Source organism: Pseudomonas sp. BF-B-30 (assembly GCF_019956305.1).
In the GTDB taxonomy this organism is placed as follows: Bacteria; Pseudomonadota; Gammaproteobacteria; order Pseudomonadales; family Pseudomonadaceae; genus Aquipseudomonas; species Aquipseudomonas jessenii.
This window is the reverse complement of record NZ_JAHBDG010000025.1, coordinates 17,110-30,087: the sequence shown is the minus strand read 5'-3', so window position 1 is coordinate 30,087 and position 12,978 is coordinate 17,110. Positions and strand designations below refer to the sequence as shown.

Below are 12,978 nucleotides of genomic sequence, written 5' to 3'. Positions count from 1 at the left end.
GGGATCTGCGGTGGTTCAGAGGTTCTCGTAGCGATTCATGTCCAGCACGCCCTCTTCCACCGGATCGTTTTCGTGGATGTAGCGGCTCAGGTCATGGAAATAAGCCCAGAATTGCGGATGACTGCGGCGTATTCCCCAGCGTTCGACGATTTTCTCGAAGCTGTCGGTGTCCTTGGCGCTCTCCATCGCATCCACAAACGCCGGCACTTGCCCGGCCGGGATGTTGAACATGAAGTTCGGGTAGCTGCTGAGCACACCCGGGTAAATCGTCAGGGTGTCGAGCCCCGGTTGATAGCGCAGTGATTCACCGAGCAAAAACGCCACGTTGCTGTGGGCACGGTTACGCAACAGGCTGTAGACCTCACGCTTGCCGCTGCCGGTTTCAATACGCAGCAGCGTGGCCTCCGGCAACTGATCGATGACCTTCAGTCCGGCGGCCGGACGCGAAGTCAGGCGGCTCAATGCCTGCTCGGCACTTTGCAGGTCCGGATCGATGTTTGGCCGCGAACAGTAAGCGCCGTCGCAGCGATTGATCGGGTCGGGCCTTGCATTGAGATCGCCATAACGGGCCAGCAACTGCATGGCAAAGTCGCGCTTGGGGTCCAGCGCGTCAAGCTTCAGCGCGGTCGGCTTGTCGTCGTCGATGGTCTCGTAGTCGAGCCACATCTTGAATTTGCCACTGTTCTGATACCAGTCATCAAGGTAGTCATCCCGGGAGTCGGCGGGCATCAGGCGCAGGAAATTCTGTTCGGCACCGTTGCGGATCAAGTCGAAATACAAGCGCGTCTGAGCCTGATGGGACAGGTTCCCGAACACATCGAAGTTTACTGCCAGTTGATAGTAGGTGCGCTCCAGCAGCGGATAGTCGAACAGCCATATCGTTTGCGGCACCTCGCCGATCAGGCCTTTGGTCACCGAAGCACTGTCGAAATGGCGGAAGATACTCAGCAACGCATTGTCGTTGCCGGCCCACAGGGTCGACCAGCTCGGTGCTGGTTCATCGGCGTAGCTGTCCCGGCGCAAGGCTTCATATTCGTTACGCTTGTCACGGTAGTCGTGCCACAGGCTGAGGACGCTGCCGACATCATCGTTCTGCCCCGGCATCGCCAGCAATGGCGTGGCCTGCCCGCGATAGTTCGGATCCGTGACATACAGGTCGTGCTCGGGCGCCTGGAACAGCGCCCAGAAATTATCGCGGATCACGTCCGTGGCGATCTGGCCGCGACACACTGGCCCACGAATGAACGTGCGCACAAAGTATTCGGCGTTATCGAGCATGAACTGATAGCGCGCCTGGGCCGGAATCGCTTCGAAAGTGGCAAAGGGGTTGGCCCGGCTCTGCGGTCCATAGCCCGGCAATGCGTCGACCTGCCAGTTGCCGCTGTAGAACAGGCTCTTGACCCGCGCCAGCTTCGCCGGCCCCAGCGGATAGGTGATGTGGGTCTTGTGCACGATCACGCCCTGCACCGGCCACAAGCGATAGTAAAACTGCGTGCCCGGATCATCGTTCGGGCGACGGGTGTTGATCAGGTCGATCGGCTGGCCGGTCGGGGTGCGCGAACGCACCCACTGGAAGAAATGCCCAGGCTCACCGTCCTTGAAGTAGAGATGGGCCAGGAACCAGTGCTCGTACAGCCAGCGCCCCACCAGGCTTTCCCGGGCTCCCGGCGAATTGAGCAGGTTTTCCCATTGCACCACCTGCAAGGCTTCCCTGGCGCTGGGCGCCAGCGCCTGCTGATCGATCGGCGCGCCTGCCGCCAGCCAGCGTTGCAGCGTCTGGTACTGCTGGTCGGTCAGGCCGGTCACTGCCAGCGGCATGCCCTCCTTCGGATGCTTGGCGGCGTAGCCGTCGAACTCCGCGGGCATGGCACACATGTTTTCCCGGTTCAGGCCCAGGACGATGTCTTCCGGCAGCTTCGCGTTGGGTTGCAACGGAGTCTTGTGGCCAAGCTCCAGCATCCGCGCCATCAGTGCGGCCTGGTTGCCCTGGGCATCGAGCACCGAATAGAAGCCCTTTTGCTGCCAGGCTTGTTTGCCGGAGGCGTCATAGAACAGTCGGGTCGGTGCAACCGCCTGGCGGCGGTCACCGTCATAGACAGGGACTTTCGTCGCGCCCCGCACCGCGCCCTCACCGCTGCCCAGGTTGAGCTGACAGGCGGCGTCATTGCAGGCGTGGCAGGCCACGCACTTTTCAGTAAAGATCGGTTGAATGTCGCGGCTGTAGGAGATAACAGGTGACATGGCAGAGGAAATCGCCGGGCCTTGCGCCACGGCGCCCCAGCTTAAAAACAGCAGCAATGTGCCGATGACGAAGCGATACGACATGTCCCTGGTCCCGAATCCTGAAAAAACGTCGCGATTCTACCGGTCTGTCACCCTTACCAACATGAACGATATTCATGCAAATTCGAGTCACGCTCCAAAAGCGCACAGGTTTGCTATCATCCCGGCCCTTCGTCATGGCCTTACCGAGTAGTCCAAATGTCCGATCGCAGCGTTCGCCTTCAAGCTCTCAAGCACGCCCTCAAAGAGCGCATCCTGATTCTCGATGGCGGTATGGGCACGATGATCCAGAGCTACAAGCTCGAAGAGCAGGATTACCGTGGCAAACGCTTCGCTGACTGGCCAAGCGATGTCAAAGGCAACAACGACCTGTTGGTCCTGACTCGCCCGGACGTGATTGGCGGCATTGAAAAAGCCTACCTGGATGCCGGCGCCGACATTCTGGAAACCAACACCTTCAACGCCACCCGGATATCCCTCGCCGATTACGGCATGCAAGGCCTGGCGTATGAGTTAAACGTAGAAGGCGCACGCCTGGCGCGCAAGGTCGCCGACGCCAAGACCCTGGAAACCCCGGACAAGCCGCGCTTCGTTGCCGGCGTGCTCGGCCCGACCAGTCGCACCTGCTCGTTGTCGCCGGACGTGAACAACCCCGGCTACCGCAACGTGACCTTCGATGAACTGGTGGAAAACTACACCGAATCCACCAAAGGCCTGATCGAAGGCGGCGCCGACCTGATCCTGATCGAAACCATTTTCGACACCCTCAACGCCAAGGCCGCGATCTTCGCCGTACAAGGCGTGTTCGAGGAACTGGGCGTCGAACTGCCGATCATGATTTCCGGCACCATCACCGACGCCTCCGGCCGCACCCTGTCGGGCCAGACCACCGAAGCCTTCTGGAACTCCGTGGCCCACGCCAAGCCGATTTCCGTCGGCCTGAACTGCGCCCTTGGCGCCCGTGAATTGCGCCCGTACCTCGAAGAGTTGTCGAACAAGGCCAACACCCACGTTTCCGCGCACCCGAACGCCGGCCTGCCGAACGAATTCGGCGAGTACGACGAGCTGCCGTCGGAAACCGCCAAGGTCATCGAAGAGTTCGCCCAGAGCGGCTTCCTCAACATCGTCGGCGGCTGCTGCGGCACCACGCCGGGCCACATCGAGGCCATCGCCAAGGCCGTGGCCGGTTATGCGCCGCGCGAGATTCCGGACATCCCGAAGGCTTGCCGCCTCTCGGGTCTGGAGCCGTTCACCATCGATCGCAACTCGCTGTTCGTCAACGTCGGCGAGCGGACCAACATCACCGGTTCCGCCAAGTTCGCCCGCCTGATCCGTGAAGACAACTACACCGAAGCCCTGGAAGTCGCCCTGCAGCAGGTCGAAGCCGGCGCCCAGGTGATCGACATCAACATGGACGAAGGGATGCTCGATTCGAAGAAGGCCATGGTGACCTTCCTCAATCTGATTGCCGGTGAACCGGACATCTCCCGCGTACCGATCATGATCGACTCCTCCAAGTGGGAAGTGATCGAAGCCGGCCTCAAGTGCATCCAGGGCAAGGGCATCGTCAACTCGATCAGCATGAAAGAAGGCGTCGAGCAGTTCATTCACCACGCCAAACTGTGCAAGCGCTACGGCGCCGCCGTGGTGGTGATGGCCTTCGACGAAGCCGGCCAGGCCGACACCGAAGCGCGCAAGAAGGAAATCTGCAAACGTTCCTACGACATTCTGGTCAACGAAGTGGACTTCCCGCCGGAAGACATCATCTTCGACCCGAACATCTTCGCCGTGGCCACCGGTATCGAAGAACACAACAACTACGCCGTCGACTTCATCAATGCCTGTGCCTACATCCGTGACGAGCTGCCGTATGCGCTGACCTCCGGTGGCGTGTCCAACGTGTCGTTCTCGTTCCGTGGCAACAACCCGGTGCGCGAGGCGATCCACTCGGTGTTCCTGCTGTACGCGATCCGCTCCGGGCTGACCATGGGTATCGTCAACGCCGGGCAACTGGAGATCTACGACCAGATCCCGGTGGAACTGCGCGATGCCGTGGAAGACGTGATCCTCAACCGCACCCCGGAAGGCACCGACGCCCTCCTCGCCATCGCCGACAAGTACAAGGGCGACGGCAGCGTCAAGGAAGCCGAGACCGAAGAGTGGCGCAACTGGGACGTCAACAAGCGTCTGGAGCACGCACTGGTCAAAGGCATCACCACCCACATCGTCGAAGACACCGAAGAATCGCGCCAGTCCTTCGCTCGCCCGATCGAAGTGATCGAAGGCCCGTTGATGGCCGGCATGAACATCGTCGGCGACCTGTTCGGCGCCGGCAAAATGTTCCTGCCTCAGGTAGTGAAATCCGCCCGCGTGATGAAACAGGCCGTGGCCCACCTGATCCCGTTCATCGAACTGGAAAAAGGCGACAAGCCGGAGGCCAAGGGCAAGATCCTGATGGCGACCGTAAAAGGCGACGTGCATGACATCGGCAAGAACATCGTCGGCGTGGTGCTGGGCTGCAACGGCTACGACATCGTCGACCTGGGCGTGATGGTGCCGGCGGAGAAAATCCTGCAGGTGGCCAGGGAACAGAAGTGCGACATCATCGGCCTGTCCGGCCTGATCACTCCGTCGCTGGACGAGATGGTCCACGTCGCCCGCGAAATGCAGCGCCAGGACTTCCACCTGCCGTTGATGATCGGTGGCGCCACCACTTCCAAAGCGCACACGGCAGTCAAGATCGAGCCGAAGTACAGCAACGACGCGGTGATCTACGTCACCGACGCCTCCCGCGCCGTGGGCGTGGCGACCCAGTTGCTGTCCAAGGAACTCAAGGCCGGTTTTGTCGAGAAAACCCGCCAGGATTACATCGAAGTTCGCGAGCGCACGTCCAACCGCAGTGCCCGTACCGAGCGTCTGAGCTACGGCGCAGCCATTGCCAAGAAGCCGCAATTCGACTGGGCGTCCTACACGCCGGTCAAACCGACTTTCACCGGCGCGCGGGTGCTGGACAACATCGACCTCGACGTGCTGGCCGAATACATCGACTGGACGCCGTTTTTCATATCCTGGGACCTGGCCGGCAAGTTCCCGCGCATTCTCCAGGACGAAGTGGTCGGTGAAGCCGCCACCTCGCTGTACAACGACGCGAGGGAAATTCTGCGCAAATTGATCGACGAAAAGCTGATCAGCGCTCGCGCGGTGTTCGGCTTCTGGCCGGCCAACCAGGTGCATGACGACGACATCGAGCTCTATGGCGATGACGGCAAGCCAATGGCCAAGCTGCATCACTTGCGCCAGCAGATCATCAAGACCGACGGCAAGCCGAACTTCTCCCTGGCCGACTTCGTCGCGCCCAAGGACAGTGAAGTGACCGACTACGTGGGTGGTTTCATCACCACCGCCGGCATCGGCGCCGAAGAAGTGGCCAAGGCCTACCAGGACGCCGGCGACGATTACAACTCGATCATGGTCAAGGCACTGGCCGACCGCCTGGCCGAGGCCTGCGCCGAGTGGCTGCACCAGCAGGTGCGTAAAGACTATTGGGGTTATGCCAAAGATGAAGCGCTGGATAACGAGGCACTGATCAAGGAGCAGTACAGCGGCATTCGTCCGGCTCCGGGCTACCCGGCCTGCCCGGATCACACCGAGAAAGCCCAGCTGTTCGCCCTGCTAGACCCAGAGGCCCAGGAAATGCGCGCAGGCCGCAGTGGCGTGTTCCTCACCGAGCACTACGCGATGTTCCCGGCTGCGGCAGTCAGCGGCTGGTACTTTGCTCACCCGCAGGCGCAGTACTTCGCCGTGGGCAAGATCGACAAGGACCAGGTGCAGAGCTACACGTCGCGCAAAGGCCAGGAACTGAGCGTTACCGAGCGCTGGCTGGCGCCGAATCTCGGTTACGACAACTGAGTGATCAACTGAAAAAAACCTTGTGGGAGCGAGCTTGCTCGCGATAGCGGCGTATCAGTCAACATTGATGTTGAACATCAAGCCCCCATCGCGAGCAAGCTCGCACCCACAGGTGATTTACCTGTTTGAGGCAGCCGTCAGCTCCGCGACCTCCTGTCGGGACAATTCGATCATCTTCGCGTTACGCGCCGCCCTCTGCTCGAAAAGCTGAGTCAGTAATGCCGCATCGTCAGCGTTTTCAACTTCCTCCTGCACATCCATCTCATCCAGAGCCTTGAACACGTCAGGATGTTTTTCCTTGAGATAACTTTCCCAATAGTCGCGCTGGATCAAGTCTTCAAAGAAACCATCGGACTGCTCTGCGTTGACGATCTCGATTCGCGCGTCCGCCAGTTGTTGAGCGGTCACTCCCGAGGCATAGGTCATGTGTTTCGGTTGCCCTGGCAGCTCCAGGCCGTCCGCCCATCCTTGTGTCAGGCCGATTCGATAGCCTAAACGCACCTCGGCCTCATCATGACCGGTGTGCACGGCAACTTTCCTCGCCAGATCGTCGACCTTGTCCAGTCGAAACAGCTGCCGGGATAAATTCAGCAGTGCATGCCCCTTCACACTCGGGCGCCCGACGGGAATATCAAGCAAGGCGTTGTGGGTGAAGACTCTGCTTTCCAGTCCGCTGAACGTCAGGATTCGACCGTCGACACACGTGCCGTGGGTGCTGGAACTGGCAAACAGGATCTCCCGCAGTTCGGAATCGCTGGCGGCGCCTTCAATGACCGTCCATACCCGCCGCGTCAGATCGGCGTTTGCCACCCTGAACTCCTGAGTATCCCGCAGTCGTGAAAGCAGATGAAAAAACGCCTCATTGCCCGGTTCCGCCGCGAGTTGATTCCATAACGCGGTTTTGCTCGCCACCTCCTCAGGAGGAAGATTGGCCAACCACGGTGTTTTCTGCTCGGGATCCGGCTCGGTCTCTGACAGGTCCTCATCCGTATCGATGCCTTCACTGCTATCGCCGCCATCGCCGTTGGCGTCATCGATCAACTCGTCAAGATCGGCCCGCGAGATCCCCAGCACCGTGTCGTGAAAACCCGCTTCACGGTAATCCCTGAGTCGTTCAAGGCTCTCAAGCGACAGGTTGTCGTTGTCGCTCAGATCCGTACCGGCCGTCAAAACGTCATGGTCACCACTCAGGGCCTGCTCGGGGATCGACGTGATGTCGTTGCCACTGAGATTGAGCGTGCCCAGGTGTTGGCTGTCGAACACCCCGTCCGGCCATTCGGTCAAATTATTGTTGCGCAGATCCAGCGTCTCCAATTGCTCGAAAATACTGATATCAAAGGCATCCAATGCGTTGTAGCTCAAGTCCAGCCAGCGCAAACGCTCCAGACTGTTCAATGAGGCATACAGCTGCTCGGTATCGGCCATCTGGTTCGAGGACATTTCCAGACGCTCGAGCCTGTCCATGTAACGGACCGGCTCTGGAACGGCATCCAGCCCATTGCCATTGAGGTCCAGGGTTTTCAGGCGAGTAAAGGCCTTGAGGAACCCATCGGAACCTTGCCGGGTAAGTTTTACGCTCGTCAGTTTCAACGTGCCGACATGCTCGAACGATGCCGGCACCTCAGGCAGGTCACCCAGTTGCAGACCGTTCAGATCCAGCACCGCATCAGCCACCGCGCCCGTGCCGCTCAGACCTGTTTGCCAGCATTCGAGGATCCGCAAGGCAGCCTGCCTGCGAATGCTGGAAGACGTCATCCAGCCATTACCGCGGGATCCCCGGGTAAACAGCCAGCCATTCAATTGGCGCGTGAGCGTTTCATAGGTTTTCTCCCATTCGGCAATTTTCACGCTCGCAGCTTCGCTCCCCTGCATCTGTTCGATCATTTGCAAAGCGTCATCATCGGCGAGTGTCGGTTTCAGCCGTTGCAGGCGCTTTGTCAAAACCGCAACCCCTTCTCCCGCCGGGACTTCCGGCAGCGGCAACAATTGAAGCGCGATCGAACTGCCGCTTTCGAACGGCGGGAAATCCTGTGGCACCTGTTCCAGGTCGAACCGTTCCAGCGCGCCGGCCGGAAGACATTTGGCCATTTCCATTCGATGCCTGGCTGCGTTGCGCATGGCGACGGCTTGAGGGGTTAAAGGTGTGCCCGCGAGGTTGGTCTTGAGCAGCGTCTCATCCGCAAGCGGCTCCGGCAGCGCGTTGACCCTGCTGTCTCGCAAGTCCAGCCAATACAGCTCTGGCAGCTCCTGTACCCCGGTCGGCCATTCTTGCAGCGCTGTGCCACTTAGGTTCAAGGACTTGAGGCGGGTCATTGCACTGACATCCAAGGCATTCAACGGGTTGTTGCTCAAGTCCAGGTATTGCAGTGCCTGCAATCCATCAAAAGCTTGCTGAACCCCGGCGTCGCCAACAATTGCGTTATTGGAAAGATCCAGATCAGTCAGCTTTTCAAGATCACCGGGCGCAAAGGGCACTTCGGCCAGACCGCCGCCACTCACGTCGAGTTTTTCAAGCCCGGGAAACTTGCGTACGAAATTGCGGATCTGCTCGACGGGGGCTCCATTACCCTTCAGATACAAGGTTCGTACTTCAGGGAAGGCGCCGTCCGGCAATTCGGGAAACTCACTCAACGCCAGGCTCGGCCAGTCGAGTACCGAAGCTTCAGCCGTCGAGCCGTAGCGTTTGAATGCGCCGTTGCGCCAGCAGGCTCTCAGGGCATTTGCCGTCAATGTACGCCCCATGATCTCGTTCGCCGCTCCGGGCAATTGCAGCGCGCGTTGGGACCAGTCATCAAGCTGCCGGTTGAGCTGATGATGCTGCTCGCTCAATGCTTCGACGGCGTCGAATCTCGCCCCTGCGTCTTGCCACTGTTCGACAAATTGATTGAACAATCCCGCGGACGGGGCATTGATGCCTTCAGCAAGACGTTTCAACTCGCCCTTGCAGTAATCCCTGACCATTTCTTCCAGAACAACAAGGTGCCGGGGCTGACGCCGGAGATACTCATAGGCCTGTTTGAAGTTTGGACGCGGCATGTTCGACCAATCCAGCGACAACCCGGACCAGAGTTTTTCATGCCCTTCGAAAATGCCATCGGGGAATGTGCTAATGGCAGTCCCGGTGAGGTTCAGACGTTCAAGACGGGGCAGCTCCAGAACCCCGGTTGGCCATTGATCCATGGACGGTGCAATCACTTCAAGCTGACGCAGATTGCGTAGCCGACTGACGTCCAGCGCCACGGGAACGCCCCAGGTTGAATACACGCTGAGTTCCTCGAGCGCCGTCAACGCCCCCAGCCTCGACGGCATGTCTGCGGCGAAGGGCGCAGCAGAATACAGGCTAAGCGCTCTGAGATCCGGCATGCTGCTCAGTACCTGGGGCACGGTGCTGAAATTGTTGCCTGTGCCATTGATCCGCAGTCGATTGAGCTTTGGAAAATTCGCCAGCATCGCATCGACATTGGCGTCGGTGATGCTTCGACCCCGGACATACAGATCTCGCACATGGGAGAAGTCCGCCGACAGCGCGGGGATTGGGTCATCACAAACCAGGTCAAGCAGTCTGTAGCGCGAACGCTCTGCGGCCAGTGGCGAATTGCGCCAGGATTCCTTGAGACTCTCGGCGACCGAGGCCTTGCCTCCGAGCATCGACTCCAGGACAGTACCCGCTGTCGGCTCGCCAACCCATTGATCGAGCGTTGCCTCGAGGGTCTCCCACTCGCGCATACGCTCCTGCAGAAGGCTATAAATCTGTGCGTCGGTTTTTCCCGCGCGCAGTTGCGCCAGGATAAATCCATTGGCCTGTTGATCCGTCAGCGCCGGGTAGACATCCTGAACCCGCGACACCAGCGAAGGATTCAAACCTTGCCCGCGCCCGCTGGCGTAGTAGCCGACCCGGCGCTCGGTTACGCGTACGGGTGGTTTGAACGCCTTGCGGTGACCGCTGCGCTGCTCCAGCATGCGCGACAATTGCGCGCGATGCTCGAACGCCGATTTGATCACTCCCTGCTTCAGACCTGCGCTTTGACCTACGTGTGGAACGCCCAATGCGCGACGGGATTCATCGGGCAATGCGTGCATGATCGAGGCGTAAAAGTTATCGCCGGTGGCGGGCACGCCGTTCAGTGTTTCGCCAAGCTCGTCGAATGCCTGATAGGACGGGCCATTTTTAACCAGGTACTTGCGGATCGTCGCGGCCTCGCTGCCAATCCCATCGATAAGCGAACCCCCGATGTGGCCATCGCGGATCTCCAGCCGCACTTCGTCGGACCAGCCCGGCATTTTTTCCAGGGCATGCAGTGCGAGCCAGCGGCTGTCAGCGGACAGCGCAGATTCCGCGCGCAGGCCCGTAAAAGCCTGGGCCTGGCGCCCTCGTTGCGTATACCAACGGGCCTCCTCCAGCATTTTCAGGGGAATTCGACTCGTTGATTTCAGGCGGGTGAGCTCTTCGGCATTGGCATCGAGCAGAATCCTGCGGGCAGCGGCATTGCTCAGCCCCGGGCTGGCGCGTTGCAATTTTTCGAGCAGTGGTCCGCCGGTGCCGGGGTCGGCTTCGAACAGCCCTAAGGCGTGGGCCAGCTCCGGCGGCGGCGCCAGGTGATCCATGTGCATCTTGCGCAAGGCATTGTCCTCGACACCACAGGCCTCGGCGATGTCGAGCAGTTGCTCATCGGAAAATGCCTCGGTGGTATGGCCGATGCGCCGCAGCAGTGTCAGCCGATCCCAGGTCCGGGGACGCTCCAGCGCATGGCGCCAGGCGCCATGCCCGTTGTGTTCGAGTATGGGTTGCCAGGCGTCGGTATCCGTCGGATGCCGAATGCGCCATTTTTTCAGCGATGGGTCAAAGGTTGTTTCGTAGACCTTGCCTCCCTGCCGAATGAAGGTTTTGCCATTTATCCGGTGCAGCCCCGACGCATCAGGGACTGAATGGCGAGGCAGGATGAGGTTACGTTCGTAACCGCTCAGGTCAGGTTTCCATAAGCGGGTTTTGCCGTCGGCGTGCTGGATGGGCTGAAGGCTTTCAACCAGCGGTTCGGGTTTCACCGCCGTCAGCTTGGCCAAGCCTTTGCCCGCACCGGCCATCACCGCGGCCAGCGCCAGATTCTCAGCCACATCGACCAGGTGCGCCTTGGCCGCCGTTCGATCCCCTTCACTCCACTCGATCGCCCCCTCAAACGACTCGTACAGCAACTGCCCCGCCATGACCGTCAGCATGATCTCCCCCAGCACCGGCACGAACATCGACACCATGTTCAATCCGAGCATGCCGATTTCCAGCAGGTGGTTGAGCTTTTGCGCCCGTACTCGCGCATCGACGTCCGCCGTGGGCACCGCATGGCTGCGTGCGTCGGCGATGACTTTCTTGCGGTTTTGCTCGTAGAGATAAGTCCACAGATCGCTGTTGGCGGACCAGATGCCCGCCACGCCCTCGCGAATCATCCCGAATGGATTGAGATAAGGATCTTCGACCGGCTCACGCTTACCCGCAGGCTCTGGCGGCAGCTCTTTGATGCGGGCGACGGACGACAACGGGGGCACGTACTGGAGGACCTTCAACCAGAATGAATGCAAAGGATCAGTCGGAGAGTCGGCAGCCTTGCGGGTGAACTGGCTGAAGTAATAAGGGCGGTCGGCGTAGGCGACGAACTGGCTGAAAAAACGCTGGTGGACGGTCGGCTCGCTGCCACTGGCGGGCAATGCGTCCTGGGCGGTCAACTGGCGCTTGAATTCTTCACGCAGCTGCTCAGAGGTATAGCGTTTGAGCGGGTGCTCGGGATCGTGGGGAATGTAGACGATGTAGTCGTTGGTATAGCGATATTGTTCACTGATGCTGAACACGACACAGCCCGTCATCCTGCGCTTCATCAGGTTCAGGTCACGAAACCAGACTGGCCTGTTGCCTACACGGGGATGGACCTCGCCATTAACCACCGAAAGGATCATTGCGTAATCGTCGGGTTCGATATCTTTTTTCAGCAGCGCCAATTCAGCGGCTGCTCTCATTGCCGCTTTCTGACTGGCAATGAATTGCTCGGACACTGTCGATTTCTTCTGCGCAGCCGTTGCCTGGAAAAACGCCTCGACACGGGTTTGATACTGCGCGCCGATATCCAGCTTGCGGCAGAGTGACAGGAATTGCGTGACCGACATGTTGAGGGTAGCGACCTCGAACGTACCAGGCGTGGAAGTCTCGACGACAAAGCCCGACCCGCGATGAAAGGCGCCCGCCTCGCATTCGGACGCTTCGAAGTTATGCAGTGCCGCCTGCAACAACGAAAGCTTCATGACCTCGAATGTGCTGATCTCGATTTCAAGATCGCTGACTTCCAGCGCTCGCCTCAGGCACACCAGGGTTTTGTTGACATCGGCCTCGACCCCGAACTGATCCTTCAGCACCTTTTGCAGTATCGGCTCGGCAAAGCTTTCGGCATCTGGCAGCGACGACATGGTTTTGTCGAGCACGGTCTGGCAAACCAGGCTGTCGTTGAAACGGTCTTTCAGTGCCTGCTGTTGCTCGCTGGAGGCTCGCGAGTACCAGCGCGGCGCGAGCGAGCCGCTGGCTTTTATGGCTGCCCGCCGCTGCGGCGTGGCATCGATCAACCAATCAGGCGTCAGCTGTTCAAGAAGCTCGCGGTGAATGCTGGTTTGGCCCGCAACCAGAGGTTGACGGGGCACAGAGGGGGGATGGGTAGACATTGTGTCGCTCCTGAAAAATGGAACGACAGAACATCATTTCAGTGAACCGTATCTGCGGTAGATAGTTATCGCATCGGCCCAGACTGATTT

The 12,978-nt window shown here is 59.6% G+C and carries 3 protein-coding genes; 1 reads left to right on the top strand and 2 read right to left on the bottom strand.

Going from position 1 to position 12,978, the window contains the following annotated elements:
* Window positions 1-15 precede the first annotated feature (15 nt).
* Window positions 16-2,325, bottom strand: a complete 2,310-nt coding sequence (locus KGB29_RS14970) for a fatty acid cis/trans isomerase (protein WP_150814457.1) — start codon at window positions 2,323-2,325, stop codon at window positions 16-18.
* Between the two features lie 156 nt (window positions 2,326-2,481).
* On the opposite strand from KGB29_RS14970, the gene metH reads away from it, so the two are divergent.
* Window positions 2,482-6,192 (top strand): methionine synthase, encoded by a 3,711-nt coding sequence (metH, locus tag KGB29_RS14965; RefSeq protein ID WP_150814456.1) that lies wholly within the window; start codon window positions 2,482-2,484, stop codon window positions 6,190-6,192.
* A 117-nt stretch (window positions 6,193-6,309) separates the two neighbouring features.
* Here the strand turns inward: metH and KGB29_RS14960 are convergent, their stop codons facing one another.
* The gene (locus KGB29_RS14960; protein ID WP_150814455.1) at window positions 6,310-12,888 is read right to left on the bottom strand and encodes an NEL-type E3 ubiquitin ligase domain-containing protein; all 6,579 of its coding nucleotides are present in this window, start codon (window positions 12,886-12,888) and stop codon (window positions 6,310-6,312) included.
* Window positions 12,889-12,978: the final 90 nt, after the last annotated feature.

What these genes read in the sequence shown, in the direction of transcription:
- KGB29_RS14970 (WP_150814457.1), bottom strand. Translation starts at nt 2,325, where the DNA reads ATGTCGTATCGCTTCGTCATCGGCACATTGCTGCTGTTTTTAAGCTGG.
- metH (WP_150814456.1), top strand. Translation starts at nt 2,482, where the DNA reads ATGTCCGATCGCAGCGTTCGCCTTCAAGCTCTCAAGCACGCCCTCAAA.
- KGB29_RS14960 (WP_150814455.1), bottom strand. Translation starts at nt 12,888, where the DNA reads ATGTCTACCCATCCCCCCTCTGTGCCCCGTCAACCTCTGGTTGCGGGC.